Annotated in this window: 5 protein-coding genes; 2 read left to right on the top strand and 3 right to left on the bottom strand. The window is 62.0% G+C overall.

The genetic code is table 11. The annotated features are described in order from the left end of the window. The first annotated feature begins 7 nt into the window (after positions 1-7). Positions 8-2,182 carry an FG-GAP repeat protein gene (locus tag HYT87_14480; protein MBI2060971.1) on the top strand — a complete coding sequence of 725 codons (2,175 nt, stop codon included), beginning with the start codon at positions 8-10 and terminating at the stop codon, positions 2,180-2,182. 30 nt (positions 2,183-2,212) lie between these two features. On the opposite strand, the gene HYT87_14485 is transcribed toward HYT87_14480, so the two are convergent. Together HYT87_14485 and HYT87_14490 are read right to left on the bottom strand one after the other, a co-directional pair. After that, positions 2,213-3,067, bottom strand: a complete 855-nt coding sequence (locus HYT87_14485; protein MBI2060972.1) for an MBL fold metallo-hydrolase — start codon at positions 3,065-3,067, stop codon at positions 2,213-2,215. Then, the gene (locus HYT87_14490; protein MBI2060973.1) at positions 3,068-3,454 is read right to left on the bottom strand and encodes an FHA domain-containing protein; all 387 of its coding nucleotides are present in this window, start codon (positions 3,452-3,454) and stop codon (positions 3,068-3,070) included. 359 nt (positions 3,455-3,813) lie between these two features. Here HYT87_14490 and HYT87_14495 point away from each other — a divergent pair, with 359 nt between their 5' ends. Beyond that, the gene (locus HYT87_14495; GenBank protein ID MBI2060974.1) at positions 3,814-14,679 is read left to right on the top strand and encodes a PKD domain-containing protein; all 10,866 of its coding nucleotides are present in this window, start codon (positions 3,814-3,816) and stop codon (positions 14,677-14,679) included. 1,826 nt (positions 14,680-16,505) lie between these two features. Here HYT87_14495 and HYT87_14500 read toward each other — a convergent pair. Next, positions 16,506-16,688 (bottom strand): hypothetical protein, encoded by a 183-nt coding sequence (locus tag HYT87_14500; protein ID MBI2060975.1) that lies wholly within the window; start codon positions 16,686-16,688, stop codon positions 16,506-16,508. Between the last annotated feature and the right edge of the window lie 113 nt (positions 16,689-16,801).

Genomic DNA, 16,801 nt, shown 5'->3' on the forward strand with positions numbered 1-16,801 from the left:
GTGACTCGTGAAACTTTGGACGAGTTCAGTATGGGTTGCGATGGTGCTCTTGGCGGCTTGCGAATCAGGGGAGAATACGGGAGGTCAACCCGCACGCACCGTCGAGAGCTCAGAAACCGATCTCGCTTCCCCGACACCGCCGGAATCCGGGCAGGGGACCATTATCGTCGAGGGCAGGAGGGGCTTGGAGCCGGTGGCCTCCTCAAACGAGCCGGAGCCGGTGGTCATCGCGGCCATTGAGCCACCCCCCGTTGTGAACGCAGCGCAGGTCGTTGTTCCGGTCCCCGTCACTACGCCCGTTGTGTCCGCAACGGTCCCTGCCGCGCCGGTGAACACCGAACCGCCCGACACGGTGCCGCCCGAGACCGCGTTTCGGAAAACGCCGTTACTCGTGACACGTGACACGTCGCACGTGTTCGAGTTCTCCTGCACTGACCCGGTAGCCGCACCCTTTATGGGTGCGTCTTCGGACGCAGGGGTAAAGCCTGCGCCTACCTGCACCTTCTTCTGTGAACTGGACGTGGGGACTCCTACCTCTTGCGTGTCGCCTGTTACGTTGTCACCCGTCACGGAAAGGAACCACACGTTTTCCGTGTACGCGGTAGACAAGGCTGGAAACAAGGATGCGACTCCATCGACCTTCACGTGGACGGTGGACCTCACTCCACCCGCGTTTGCCGGTCTGAAATCGGCGAAAGTGATTACGACCACGCAAGCCGACCTGTCATGGGATGCCTCGCCGGAATCGTCCGCTGTGTACCACGTTTGCCAGAGTGCGGTGCCGGGCGCGTGCGCATCGGCATTCGCCTCCACGTTTCTGACGTTACCGGGCGCGCCAGGCTATTCTGTGAAGGGGCTCACTCCGTCGGCCTCCTACTACTTCGTGGTCCGGGCTCAAGACGCGGCCGGCAACATCGATTCAAATGAGGTTGAAAAGTCCGTGGTCATGGCTTTGGGGCCGACCCTCGCGTTCCAACTCGACGGGAATGCGGTTCAGGACATGTTCGGCACCTCGGTGGCCATCCTGGATGATGTCAACGGCGACGGCCGCCCTGAGATCCTCGTTGGTGCGTCCGGTGTCAAAGCCGGCGAGTTGGAGGTTGCCGGCTCGGTTTATATGTTTTCCGGCTCCGATGGATCACTCCTTCTCCAGGTGGCGGGCAGCGCCGTTGGAGATCAGTTGGGATTTGGGATCTTCCCTGCGGGAGACGTGAATGGGGATGGCACACCCGATTTCGGCGCGGGGGCGCCCACCGTCGGATCGGAACAAGCGCCCTTTACCGGGGCCGTTCGAGTGTTTTCGGGACTGGATGGATCGCTCTGGAGCGAAAGAAAGGGCGAACCCATGAGCATGCTGGGTGTGAACGCCGCCCGCCTTGGCGATGTGAATGGAGACGGCCAGGACGATTGCGCGTGGGGACACAGCCGACTTGACGCGGAGACTTGGACCCTGACGGGTGTCGTCGAGGTCGGTCCGTGCGGGGGAGGGGAGGGCTCACTTCTCTTCACGGTTCAGAGCGAGACCGTTGATGATGAATTCGGCGTTGCGGTCTCGGCGGTGGGCGACGTGGACGCGGACGGAACCCCGGACTTTCTCGTAGGTGCTCCAAAGACGGAGGTGGGGGCGCTCGAAGACGCGGGTCGCGTGTACGTCTACTCCGGCGCCAACGGCGTTCTCATCCGAAGCATAGACGGCACTGAAAACTTCGGTGAGATCGGCACGTCATTGGCGAAACTTGGCGATGTGAATTCGGACGGAGTTCCGGACTTCGCTTTCGGTGCGCCGGGGGGCGGTGAGTCGGACGGCATGGACGGTGTCGGACGAGTGTGTGTGTACTCCGGGACCGATGGTCGGAAGATTTACTGTCGGCTGGGCGATCCGGCCTCCCTCATGTTTGGGATGGTCGTTGCCTCGGTGGGGGATTTTGACGGAGATGGCAGCCCGGATCTCGCCGCCGCCGCGCTGGATCCGGCCAACACTCAGGTGGAGATTCTTTCGGGCAGGGACGGATTTCCACTCTTCACGCTGGGCGATCCGGGAATCGCCACTGTATTCGGTCAATCCATTGCCGCGGGCGATCTGAATGGTGATGGCAAGCCTGACCTGGTGATCGGCGCTCCGCAGGCATCGCCGAACGACCGCCAGTTCGCCGGCAGCGTATTGGTGTATCTTACGCGGTAGCAACCGTCGGCCGGAGAATCAGGCCGGCGCTCAGACCTGAATCGCCAGGCCCTCGCGGGCGACGAAGCACTCCATCGAAACGCCCTGCTTGGAGAGCTCGGCGGCTTTGGATTGGAAAAGCTGGTCCATGAACTCGTCGGAGTGGGTAGGGTCGTGATGAAAGAGGGCGAGGGCTTTCACGTGCGCGTGGGCGGCCAGCCGGAGGACGTCGTCGATGATCGAATGGCCCCAGCCCTTCTTCCCCGAGTGGTATTCATCTTTGGTGTATTGCGTGTCGGCGATCATGAGGTCAACGTCCCTGACGAAATCCGCAAGCGCTGCCGCCGAAGGGGGAATGGGCCCGTCGGGCGATTCAATGGGAGCGAGTTCATTGTCGGTGATGTAGGCGACCGAATGATTGTCGAGAGTGAAGCGGTAGCCGATCGCGCCCCCCGGATGGGTTAGCCCGGCCGAAAGAACCTGGACTTTCCCGACATGGACGCGTGATCCCGGCTGCAATGAAACGAAGTGGAGCTTGCCGCCCATGGCGGTGAGGGGGACGGGGAAGTAGGTGTTGGACATCTGGCCGTGGAGCGCGCCTTTGATGTCTCCGGGTCCGTGAAACGTGAATGCGTTTCCGGATTGAAAGGCGGGCGTGAAGAAGGGGATGCCCTGAATGTGGTCCCAATGCGTGTGGCTGATGAATACGTGGGCCTCGATGGGCTTGTCCTTGAATTCCGTCAATAGAGATTGCCCCAGTTCGCGGATCCCGGTGCCCGCATCGCAGACGAGGATCTGACCGTCGTCCGTCCGGATTTCCACGCACGAAGTATTGCCGCCGTACTTCTCCGTCCGACGGCCCGGTGTCGGGATGGATCCGCGCGTTCCCCAGAACTTGATCTTCATTTATTTCGTGCTGGTTATCGTCCGCAGGACTCTGAATCGCAACACGGTTTGACCGATCTGGATGATGTCCCCGTCGTGCAGGGTACACTCTGCCACGCGCACCTGGCCCACAAACGTTCCGTTGGTGCTTCCAAGATCGTGAAGGCGATACTCTCCCTCGTGGTGAGCGATTTCGGTGTGACGTCGGGACACCTTCGCATCCTGCAGGCAGATTTCGCACTCGGCGGCCCTCCCGACCACGAACGGTCGGTCACGATCGATTCCGAACATGCGCCCGACATGTTCTCCCTGGATCGGCTCGACATATGCCGTTTCGTGGGCCTTGGGTTTGTATGAAGCGCGCACGGCCTCGAAAATAGTCGTCCGCTCATTCGAATCTTCGCTCATGACTCACCTATCTGTGTTGTGGGTGATTGTGGGTGAGCACCCAGCTCGATCTGCTCTCTTCATGCTCGCCATATTCAGGGTCGCCGCCATGGTGTGAAGGCTGATTGCCGAGCGCACAGTATAAGCTTTTTTTCAGTCGAGTCGAGAGGAATCCGTCGCATCAGCTCTGCGCGTTGCGCGATCACACGCTTCGTGGCGCGGCCCCACAGCGACCGCCTCTGTGACGATCGTCACATTTTGTTCGAAAGTCTTGTGCATTCAGGGCATTGGCACGAACGGGGGTGATGGTACGGCCGTTGCGCTTGAGAGGGCATGGCGACGAGATGCGATCCTTGTTCGTATCCCACGAGGAGGTGCCCATGAACGTTTATCGCGGGGAACCGGTCATCGCCGGCCTGCATCCATCCGGTCTGTCGATCCTCATTCTTGCTCTGCTACTCGCGCTCCTGTTGGCGGGATGTGAGGGAAAGGGTGGGCGGGTGTTGGGTCGGGGTCAGGATCGGAGTCCTGGGGCGCCCGCAAAAGGCATCATCTTCAACAAACCTTTCGATGCGGGCCACGTTGTGAAGGACCCTGCCACGGAACAGGACGTGGTGCGAGACGAGATTCTGGTGACGGTCAAGGAGGGAACGTCTCAAGCTGACGTCGAGTCCCTGGCCAAACGCTTGGGCGGCAAGGTCGTCGGTTTCAACTCGGTTGCGGGCCTGTACCAGATCCAATTACCTCCGAACGTGACCCCAGCGGAGGGCATACGGCAGATCCAGGCCGATCCGCGTGTCGCCGGGACGGCGGTCCACCCGGTGTTCACGCTCGATTCGGAGAGAAAGTCCCGTCGTGCCGTCCCGAGGAAATCACCTCACCTCGCGATCCCGGAGGGTGTTGATGCGAGACACGTGGTTGTGAAATTTGTTGAAGGCACGGCGGTGCGATTGCGCGAGGGCGATTTTGTGTCCGAGGCGAAGGCCGATCTTGTCCCTCTGGAAGCGGCTCTGGGGGCATTCTCCGGTATTTCAGCCGAACGACATTTCTCGCAAGATGAGACCGCGATCCAAAAAGAGAGGACCGCCGCCGAATCGTTCTCGGATCAATCCCTGCCCGACCTCAATCTCTACTACAGCTTCAAGTTGTCCGATTCCGTGGACCCCGAGGCTTTCATCAATGCCCTGAGTGCGCTCGACGTGGTGGAAGTGGTCTACTTCGAGCCGGTGCCCGAGCCGGCCCACACGACCGGAGACAATCCTCCACAGACCCCTGACTTCTTCCCGAAGCAGGGATACCTGAATCCCGCGCCGCAGGGGGTGGATGCGCTCCACGCTTGGACGATCGCAGGTGGCAAAGGCGACGGGATTACGATCTATGACGTGGAGGGGGCGTGGGCCACCCATCATGAGGACCTGGACGTTCACGAGACGGATATTTTCGGAACGCCGACCACGGATCCGGGCTGGCTCCACCACGGCACGGCCGTTCACGGCGAGATGGTCGGCTTGGAGAACGGGTATGGCATCAAGGGCATCGTGCCGAAAGCGAAGGCCAAGGGAGTCTCGGTCTTTGCGTACGGTACGGCGAGTGCGATCAGTCTGGCCGCGAGCAAGGCGAAACCGGGAGACCTCATCCTGATCGAACTGCACGCCAAAGGTCCCTCAAGCGGTCAAACGTGCACGTGCAATTGCGGTCAGTTTGAGCTCATCGCGATGGAGTACTGGCAGGCGACGTTCGACGCGATTCAGGTGGCGGTGGCAAAGGGTGTGGTGGTGGTTGAAGCGGCAGGGAATGGGTCGATGAATCTGGACAACCCCATCTATGGCGGCGCCTTCGACCGGGCGAAGCGGGACTCGGGTGCGATCCTTGTGGGCGCGGGCGACAACGTGGCCCACGCGCCGGAATGCTGGACCAACCACGGTTCGAGGGTGGACGTGCAGGGGTGGGGACGATACGTGTTCACCACCGGTTATGGGGATGCGTTTGGCGGAGATTCGAGCCAGCTCTACACGAACAGTTTCGGGGGTACATCGAGCGCGTCGCCGATTGTTACCGGCTCGGCCGCGGCCTTGGAGGGCATCTTCCAGCAGAAGAAGGGAACCGCCCTTCTGCCGGCGGATCTCCGGAAGATTCTGGTGGAAACGGGAACCCCGCAATCCACGAGTGCGAAAAACATCGGCCCGTTGCCCAACCTCAAAGCGGCTGCGGCGAAATTGGACGGCGGCCAGGGCTGCTCGCCGGGGGCGTTCCCCAACGACCCGAATTTCCAGAATTGCGATCCCCAGGATGATTGGGGCTACACGAAAATCGACGCTATCGCGGCGTGGAAGACGCCGGCAAAATCGTCAGACATCGCCGTGGCCATTCTGGACACGGGCGTGCAGTCCACCCACCCGGAATTCCAAGGGCGGATGCTGAAAGGGAAAAACTTCGTGACGGGAGGCGACCATACCGAGGATGGTCACGGCCACGGAACGCACGTGGCGGGCACGGCGGCGGCGAAGGGACACAACGCGCTCGGTATGGCAGGGGGTTGTTGGGACTGCAAGATCCTCCCGGTTAAGGTTCTGGGCGATACGGGGAGCGGGAGCTATATCGGCATCCTGAATGGGATCACGTATGCCGCGGATGCCGGCGCCCGGGTCATCAACATGAGCCTCGGCGGGGGACGGTCAGATGACGTTTACAACGCTTTCGTGAAGGTGATCGACGATGCGCGGAACAAGGGAGCCGTTGTGATTGTGGCGGCGGGGAACAACGCGGGAGATGCCTCACTAAAGGTACCCGCGGCGGTGCCTTCGGCTGTTACGGTCGCCGCGACCGGTCCGGATGACACCCGGGCATACTTTTCAAATTATGGGTCCGTGGTGGACCTCGCCGCGCCGGGTGTGAATATCTGGGCGACCGTTCCGACGAACGGGTACCGGTACATGAGCGGCACTTCGATGGCAACGCCGATGGTAAGCGGGGTGGTTGGCTGCATCGCGAGCCGCAATCCGCAGCTCACGGTGGAGGAAATCGAATCGATCCTGGTTTCCACGGCGGACAAGATCGCGACGGACAAACCCGTGGGTGCGGGGCGGATCAATCTGGGTCGGGCGTGCGCTTTCAATCCGAACCATCCGCCCGTGGTGACCGTGAAGGCCGATCCGGCCTCCGCCAAACCAGGCGCGACCTCGCTGCTCACTGCAACCGCAGCGGATGCGGACGGAGATCCGATGACCTTCGCGTGGTCGGCAAGCGCGGGGACGGTCGTCGGCGCCGGGGCATCCGCGACCTGGACGGCCCCGCAGACGATCGGCATTCAGACGGCTAAGGTGACCGTGAGCGACGGGAACTACAGTGTGCCGGCAGAGGTGTCGATCTCCGTCCTGACAGGGGAGGTCTTTAACCTGGTCATCCGGCCGGGCTTCGCGAAATTGGCCAAGGGGGCCTCCCAGCAGTTCTCCGCGGAGATTTCCGATGAGGTGGGCCGGCGAGTGACGGACTCGGTGCAATGGAGCGTGGACGGGATCGCGGGGACGGTCGATCCCAACGGTCTCTTCGCAGCGACCCAGGCGGGCGAGGGACATGTTAAAGCGACGTACCAGGGCCATTTCAACACGGCGAAAGTGAGCGTGAACCATCAGCTGCCGACGTGTTCAGCCTCGGCACAGCCGCTCAAAGGCCACGTGCCCCTCACGGTCAACTTCTCCGCCATTTCCTCCGACCCCGATGGGAAGATCGTTTCCACGATCTGGTTGTTTGGAGACGGGGGAACGACGACGACCCCTGCCGCGACCCACACCTACGCGACTTTCGGGAACTACACGGCAACCTTCACGGCGACGGATGATGACCAGGGGACCTGCGTGAAGGAGATGGCGATTGTGGTCGAGCCGCCCAATCGAGCGCCCACGTGCGAAGCCTTGGCGACCCCGCAGAAGGGCAAGGCGCCGCTCACCGTCAGTTTCGCGACCGTCGCCAAGGACGTTGACGGCACCCTTGTTTCGTATGCATGGTCGTTCGCCGATGGCGGTTCCTCGGCCCTCGCGCATCCCAAGCACGTGTACACCGGTCAGGGGTCCTACAAGGCTATTGTGACGGTGAAGGATGATGACGGTACCGTGTGCGTCGATGATGTTCTGGTCAACGTCGATCCCCCGAACACACCCCCGGCGGTATCCGCAAGGATCGAACCTGGCTCCGGGGATGAACCTCTGGCGGCGAAGCTTACCGCCACGGCATCCGATCTTGACGGGACGATTTCCTCGTATGCCTGGAATACAGGTGACGGCGGCACTTTCTCCCAATCCTCGTTTTCGTACACCTACAAGCGGGACGGCATCTTCACAGCGAAGGTGACCGTAACCGACAATGACGGCGCGACTGCGAGCGCAGCCGTTCAGGTAACCGTCCACCAAGTCATTAAGCCGCCCACGTGCACGGCCACGGCCAGTCCTACGAATGGAAAGGGGCCGCTGGCTGTCGGCTTCAACGGGAGCGCGACCGACCCGGATGGCTCGATCCAATCGACGGTCTGGACGTTCGGCGACGGCGCCTCCGCAAATTCCCCCGCGATCCAACACATCTACCATAAGGAGGGGGCGTTCACGGCGCTGTTCCGAGCGACGGACAACGACGGAGCCTCCTGTGAGAAGTCTTTTCCGGTCAACGTCCATGCCCCCAACATCGGCCCACAGGCTTTCGCTTCGGCCGATCCGTACGAAGGTACCGCGCCCCTGTTCGTAAACTTCGTGGGCTTCGGCGTGGACCCGGATGGAACCATCATGGCGTTCCACTGGGACTTCGGCGACGGCACAACGAGCGCCCTCCAGAACCCGAACCACGTCTACAACCAGTGCGGCTCATACACGGCCAAGCTGACGGTGACGGATAACGACGGCGCGACGGGCTCCACGTCGCTCAAGAATGCGGTCCAGTGCTCCTCCAACGCCACGGCCTCCGACTGGCCGATGTTCCAGCACGATGCCTTCCAGACCGGGCGGGCGGTTGCCTCGATCACGCTCCCGCTCGCGAAGCGGTGGGTCTTCAGCGTGCCGGTCCCGACGTCCATTTCGCCCACGGAGTGGACGGCGCAGATTCTCTCGCCGTCGGCGGCGGAGAAGAAGGTCTTCATCGCTTCCAAGATGGGGCTGCACGCGCTGGATACAAACACAGGCAAGAGCCTGTGGCACTTCCCGGTGAAGGACAACGCAGACGATCCGACGCCGGCCTACGGCGATGGTCGCGTCTACTTCACCGATGGGAAACGGCTCTACGCCGTGAGTTCCGCGGATGGATCGATCGCATGGACCAGCGTCCTTGGGACCTGCACGGAATCGACGTCTCCCGTGTTCGAGTCGGGCGTGGTCTACATCGCCTCATGCGAGGGAACGGTCTTCGCCTTCGACGCGAAGACCGGCGCCAAGATTTGGACCTTTGTGACGCCGGACGGCTCTCATTTCATGACACCCTGGGCGGCCCCGATGGTGGCATCCGGTCGCGTGTTCGCCGTCACCATGGGGATCGCGGGCAGTTCCGGCTCGGGCTATGTCAACAGCCGTCTCCACGTGATCGACGCCAAGACGGGCAAGTCCGTCAAATTCAAAAACATCGGAGACTCTTTCTGGGCGAGCGCGTCGTTCGAGAACGGGATGCTCTACCTGGCGAACATGGACGGCAAACTTTACGCCGTTGATCTCCAAACGCTCGACGTGGTGTGGCAGACGCTTCTTGGGGGGCAGCTCCAGACCTCCCCGGCGATCACGGAAAAGAGGGTCTTCGTCGCATCCACCGACCACTTCGTGTACGCGGTGGACAAGGCCAGCGGCAAGGTGGCCTGGAAAAAGGACCTCAAGGGCCAAATCCGCTCGTCCATCGCCGCGGCAAGCCAAATGCTGTTCGTCGGCTCGTCGGACAACAGCCTATACGTCCTTCAACAAGATTCCGGCGACGTTCTCTACACCCATGCGACGGGCGGCATGATCTGGTCGTCACCGGCCATCGCGGAGAACATGATCTTCATTGGGTCGGAGGACGGCAAGGTCTACGCGTTCGGCACGGGCGGAGCGACGGTCGCCCGCGTCTGGCCGATGTTCCGCCATGATCCGCGTCACAGCGGCGCATCCCAGTTCGAGGCGTCGCACCTGCCGAGGGTCCGCTGGGCCTTGGACGCGGGAAATTGGGTCCACAACTCCGTGAGCCTTGCGGACGATGGCACGGCCTACTTTGTCAATTTCTCGGGCGTGCTCAAGGCGGTTGCCCCCGATGGAAAGGTCAAGTGGGAGAACAACACGATCGGCGATACCCACGCTTCGCCGACGATTGCAGCGGACGGCACGATCTACGTCACGGGCCGCGACAACGGAAACCTGTTCGCCTTCAGTGCTGACGGCTCGCTCAGGTGGAAATTGGGCCTGGGGGATCCGTACTTGGAGTCCTCGCCCGTCATCCTCTCCGACGGAACGCTGGTGTTTGGCGGCTCGATGAGCGCCGTGTACGCCGTCTTCCCGGATGGAAAACTTCGATGGAAGTTCACACCGCAGGGGGTGACCGCCGTGCCGTCCCCTACCTCGCTCACGGAATCGGCGCGCCTATCCGGAACCGAACCGGCCGCCGCAACCGACAGCTTCTACTCCTCGCCCGCCCTGGACGATCAGGACCGGATCTATATCGGCGGGTTTGGCGGCACCCTGTACGCGCTCTCGCCGGCCGGGGACCTTCTTTGGAGCTATGGCGCCGGTGCTCCGATCGTCGGTTCGCCGACCGTTACCCCAGACGGGCGCGTGGCCGTCATCTCCACCAAGGCCGTCTCCACCGATGTAAATCGGCTTCATGTCGTAGACCTCAACGGGAAGCAGGTCTGGAAGAAGGATCTCGGCGGCGTCAAAACCAACGAATCGGTTCCGGCGGTGGACGCACAGGGGCGCATCGTTGTGAACGACAACAACGCACTCCTGGCCCTGGACGCGTCCGGCAGGGAGATTTTCAGATTTGATCCTGGCACGTCCTGTGATTCAGACACGGCGGTCGCCTCGCCCACGATGACGTCGGACGGCCGCATCCTATTCAAGACGCGTGCCTGCGGAAGCACGCGGAATCTGTACGCGATCAAGCCGGACGGCATCGTCGAATGGCAGTTGCCGGTGGAGGAAGACTTCGCCTATCGCAGGTGGGACTCGTCTCCGTCCGTAGGCGAGGACGGCACGATCTACCTCGTGGGCGGAATGACACTTGTCGCGATCTACGGCACGGGCACGAACCAAGCGCCGACCTGTGCGGCCACGGCCGATCCGACGAGCGGCGTGGAGCCTCTCGATGTGAAATTTGCGGCGACGGCTTCCGATCCTGAGAAGGACCCGCTTACGTACGCGTGGGACTATGGCGATGGCTCGACGGGAGCCGGCGCACAGGCAGCGCACAAGTTTGCGGCGGTCGGCACGTACGCAGCGGTCCTCACCGTCACCGACGCCCTCGGCGCGAAGTGCCAGGGCAGCGTCCAGATCACGGTAAACCCGAACCGCGCGCCGGTCTGCGCAGCCTCCGCTACGCCGACCACCGGGGCCGTGCCTCTGGCCGCGTCGTTCCTCGGTTCCGCAACCGACCCGGATGGCGGAACGCTCACCTATGCCTGGACCTTCGGCGACGGCTCCTCCGCGAACCTCGGTCAGACGCAGCACACCTACGCGGCCGTCGGTTTGTACAACGCGCAGTTCAAGGCGACCGATCCCCAAGGCGCCTCGTGCTCGAATACGGTGGCGATCGCCGCGAATCCGAATCGAAACCCCGTCTGCTCGGCGTCGGCGACTCCGCTCGCGGGCATTGCGCCGCTCTCTGTGGCGTTCAGCGGAACGGCCTCAGATGCCGATGGCGTGATCAAGGCCGTCCTGTGGACATTCGGTGATGGCTCAAGCTCAGGATCGGCCCAATCGACGCACGCCTACTCGGTCCATGGCGCGTACACGGCCGAATTCCGGGCCGATGACGACAAAGGTGGCGTCTGCCATTCGACCGTGGGGATTCAAGTCGACAAGCCCCCGAACAAGCCGCCGACGTGCTCGCTCTCGGTTTCACCCCAGAGAGGGAAATCTCCTCTGGCGGCCCAGTTCGCCTCCGCGGCGGCCGATACGGATGGTTCCATCGTGAGTTACGAATGGACATTTGGCGACGGCACGCCGGGATCGAACATCCAGAATCCATCCCACGCCTACATCCTCATCGGCACCTTCACCGCCTCGCTGACCGTGCGCGACAATGAGGGCGCCCCGTGCATGGCCACCGGAACGGTGACCGTGCTGCCGCCCAACAAACCGCCTGCGGTTTCGATCCAGGCGGTACCGGAGAGAGGGCCGGAGCCTCTCTTGGTTCAGTTCAAGACCACCGCCTCCGATCCGGACGGAACAATCGTTTCGTATGCGTGGACGCTGGGTGACGGCGCAACCTCGACGGGCGTTGAGCCGTCTCACTCCTACCAGAACGACGGCGCCTACACGGCAACCCTCACGGTGAAGGACGACGATGGCGCATCCGCCAGCGCGAGCGCCAAGGTCACGGTCGAGAGAGTGCTGATCCCGCCGACGTGTTCGGCTAACGCGACGCCGCTCAAGGGCCACGCGGCGTTGAACGTTTCCTTCAACGGTTCTGCGACGGATGCCGACGGATCGATTGTCGTGACAGGCTGGACTTTCGGCGATGGGACCAACGCTTTAGGGTCGCAGGTGAGCCACGTATATCCAGCGCAGGGAACTTACACCGCGGTCTTCAAGGCCACCGACAATGACGGAATGTCCTGCGACAAGATGCTGACGATCCTCGTCGAACCGCCGAACAAGCCGCCGGTGGCGGTCATCTTCGCCGATCCCGTTAAAGGTTTCGCGCCGCTCGACGTGGGGTTCAAGGGTGATTCGAGCTTCGACACGGACGGAACGGTGGCCGCGTACGCCTGGGACTTTGCCGATGGAGCGACGGCCGCAACCGCGAAGGGTCCGCACTCGTTCACGAAAGATGGAGTCTTCAACGTGAAGCTCACCGTCACGGACGACGATGGAGCGACCGGCACCAGCACACTCTCCATCGAAGTCCTGGAGGGTGATCCGGGCGACCCCTACGTATGGCCGATGTTCGGGGCGAGCGCGGGGCACACGAGCTACTCGCCCGCGATGCTGCCGGCCCACGTTCAGGCGGTGTGGAAGAGCGCGATTGGCAACGGCGGATTCGGAGGGACGGAGCTGAATGTGAAAGTCCTCGGCCCGGCGGTATCCGATGGGCTTCTGTTCACCACATCTCTGAATGAACTGGTGATGCAAGATGCCCTGACGGGCAAGGACTTCTACCGAAAGAGCGTTCCATACGCCTCGGACGATCCTACGCCGGCGGTGGCGAACGGCAAGATCGTTTTCACGACGGGCAATGAATTGTACGCTTTCGATCTGGCCACGCGAAAGCTCCTCTGGGGACCGGTGAATCTCGCGACGTGCAGCGATTCGACCTCGCCAACCCTCGCGGAGGGGGTGGTCTACATCGCGGGCTGTGACTCGGCCGTGTACGCGTTTGCGCTCGCGGATGGCCGCCTCAAATGGAAGTATTCAGATGCGGAGGGGCAACGGATGAACACGCCCCAAGGCAGCCCGACCGTGTACAGAGGACTGGTGTACCAGCCAACGCTCGGCATTCCGTCCGGGCAGAACTACGTGAATCCGAAGGTGTTGGTCCTCGATGCGTCCACCGGAGTCGCGAAGGCAGCTTTTGCGATGGCGGGGTCGGTCTGGTCGGCGCCCTCGGCAAAGTACGACACGCTGTTCGTGGCCGATCAGTCGGGAGCACTTACGGCCTTCGACGTAAAGTCGCGTGCGACCCGGTGGCAATTTAGGGCGTCGGCCGGCTTTTCCACGTCGCCGTCCGTCGTTCGGGGCAGAGTGGTCGTGGGAGCGTGGGACAAGAACGTGTACGGCCTTGACGCCTTCAGTGGCCAGTTGCTCTGGCAGGCGGCCACGGACGGCGAGATCCGTTCGAACGCGGCGGTTACATCGAATGAGGCGGTCATGGTGACGCGACCGGGCACGGTATTTCGCCTGAACATGGCCGACGGCTCGCAGATCGAATCGATCCCCCTTGACGTGGAAGTCTGGTCTTCGCCTGCCCTGGCCCACTCGATGATCTACATCGGTGCAACCGACGGCAGGGTCTACGCCCTCGGCGATCCCGCGAAACAGACCCTGCTGGCGAAGACGTGGACGAGCTTCGGCGCCGACAGCCGGCACAGCGGGCTTGCCCCCACGCTGGGGCCGACGACCATCGCGCCGAAGCTCGCGTTCAATTCCGGGGGCGGCGTGAACGGCAGCCCCGTGTTGGACGATGCGGGCAATATCTACGTGGCCACGGCCTCGGGAGTGCTCTATGGACTGGAGCGGGACGGTACCGTGCGCTGGACCTACAACACGGGACTGGTGCTTGGAAGCCCGACCGTGGATACCCAGGGCAACGTGTTCGCGGCATCGCAGGGCGGGATCGTTCACAAATTCAACGCGCGGGGTCAGTTGCAATGGACCCACTGGGTGGCCAATACCATACAGGCGTCTCCGTGCGTGGGGCCGGATGGATCGGCATACATCGGTGACAACGGGGGAAACTTCTTCGGAATTGACCCGACCGGCAGTCGGACATTCAAGATTTCGATCGGGGACGCCATGCGGAACGCGTGCGCCGTGGACGAAGCGGGGAGCGTCTACGTGGGAGGCGGCGATGCGAGCCTAAGAAAGTTCAGCCCGAGCGGTTCCTTATTGTTTTCGCGCTCCCTCCGGGAAAGGATTCTGTCGACCCCTGCCATCGCGGAGAATGGGACCATCATCGCGAGTACCTACAACAGCTACACCTACGCCCTTTCAAGTGGCGGCGGCCTGCTGTGGTGGGCGCCGGTGAGCGGTTCGGTGTCCACTGCCCACGGACGGGTGTACATTCAGTCGTCGGATGGACTCCATGTGTACACGGTGGGCGGTGTGCCCGTTTGGACGTTCGGCGCGCCTGGGACGTGCTCCGATCCGATCGTTGAAAGTCCGGCAGTGGATATCGACGGGAACGTGTACTTCAAACACCTCGGAAGCGGCTGTGGCGGCAGTGGGACGATCTACGCCTTGGATCCTGACGGCAAGCTTCACTGGTCGCAATCGGTTCCCGGCGGCTCGCGTTCATCCCCATCGCTCGGCCGGGGCCGCGCCCTCTACATCGGTTCCGGAGCCGGCCTCCACATCTTCGGCTCGGAATAGAGGAGGTCGGAGAATCCGCCTCTTGAGGCTGGGAGCCTATCCCAAAACGTATCGCGGACCCCGCCGGAGCGGCAGAGCCTTTAGGCTCCGCGGAACCCGCTCCGCTTCCGCCGGGTTTTGGGACAGGCTCTGAGATCGACTTTTGGCATTTTTCCGTGCTGTGTGAACATCGCTCAGAATCTCGCTCGGATGGGAAGGCATCTTCAGACACCGCTCAAGCGATTCGTAGGGGAGCATCTTCAGATGCTCCCTCTTGTCGGGAGGGTTGTCGGGAGGGTCTGAAGACCCTCCCCTACGCATAATGACCAAACATAAACCTTTCAAAAAATGGCAAAAGTCGAGCTGAGAGCCTCTGACAGAATGCCGATTCGTAGGGGAGCATCTTCAGATGCTCTCTCTTGTCGGGAGGGTCTGAAGACCCTCCCCTACGCATGATGACCAACATAAACCTTTCAGAAAATGGCAAAAGTCGAGCTGAGCCTCGGGAGACTGTTTCGTTGACCCACTCGCATGCCCGGCGTACCCTCCTGGGATACTGCTCGCCGCACTTCTCGCGGACCGCAGACAGCAATGTCCGTGTCCGGGATGGAGCCTGGCGTTCGGCCGCCCTTTCCGCGAAGGGCAGGCATCCCTGCCTGCGCGCAATGTCGAAAGGGCGGTTGACATCCTGTCAAGCCGGAGTGGCGGAATGGCAGACGCAAGGGGCTGAAAAGCGATAGCGGACAGTGAGTCAGTAGTACCCCATGTCACTGCAACGGAAGACGATTCCTCGGAGTCGTAGGGGATTGCGCTTCACGGCGCTGCAAGTTGCGCCGATACACGTTCGGCGTAGTTCGGCGGGGGGGTTCCGTACGTGCCGGAAGCCTGCCGGAAGTGGATTTCTCGCTGCTCCGCGGAAGGGATGCGCCGTGAAATGGCCGATTGCTGGCCCGTGGCGCGGTTTCATTTACGCGGCCGAGGATCGATCATCCGCCAGGCCGGATCGCGCCCACGCGCCAGCCGCCGGGGAAGGCGCTACGGCTTGACAAGGCCCGCATGATCGGCGCACCATTCAAGGGCCACGGGGGAGGCCCACAAAAGCCCACATAGCCCTGGTCCCCACGCTCCCCCGTATCCTCGCTGGGGGCCGGGGCGCTTCTTTTCGGTTCTCCTCACCTTGACTGGACTCTTACAGACTCGGTGCAATTCCTCCCAATGGACAAGGATGTACCATCCCGCACGGGGGCGGGGAAGAAGATGCCGACACGCGAATCGGTTTGTTGCGCAGGGAACTTCAACTTCACCCCCGGTTTGAGTTCAGGTTCAACAAGTGCTCCAAGGCGATCCGAACGGAGTTTCTTCGAGGCGTGGCTCGGTACGAGTTCTTCTACGATGCCATCGCCGTCAACAAGGAGCCTGGGCAACTATGGGGAGAAGGGTTTAGGCACAAGGAGTCATTCTACATGTACACCTGCAACCTCGTTTTTCAGAATGCGAAGCCGCATCTGGCGGATGCCGTTGTGGTCATCGATGGAAGTGGAAGCCGTGACTTCCGGCTTCAACTTGAGCACTACTCAGGCGGGGGTCAATTCCGAGGGCATTATCCCCCGGCCGGCACAAAAACTTCAATGGCAGGATTGGGGATGCCGTTAGTGGGACGAAGCAGCGGTTCGCCCCCCGGACCCTTGATCTTCTCGGTGCGCAGAGAGGGATACGCAAGATCAACCGACACAAGCCTACAGGTTTTGACGAAGCGAACCTTGAGGCTTTTGTCCCACGAATCAACCGTGTCCCAGGCAGACGGCGGCACGAGAATGTGTAGGCGAGACAAGAACGAATCGGATCGGCTAGAGGGAAGTTCGGCGCGTCTTGCGGAGCATGGCCCACTCTTCCGGCGTGAAGGCTTCCTTCCACGTGCGGTAGTGAATCTCCGGGAGCTTGTCCAGCATCTTCTTGATAGCGAGGGATTCCTTGAAGGTGCGCCCGTAGTTGGGGACCTTCACGGATTTTCTTCCTCTCCCGTTCTTCACGCTTTCAGTGTACTCCCGGCCCGGAAGCCGGTCAATTGAAAGGGGGAAAGTAATGCCAAGACCGAGACTCAACTTTGCAAAGGCGCTGGGCATGAAGCAGAATATGGCCCGTG

The organism is Nitrospirota bacterium (assembly GCA_016180645.1).
Taxonomy (GTDB): domain Bacteria; phylum JACPQY01; class JACPQY01; order JACPQY01; family JACPQY01; genus JACPAV01.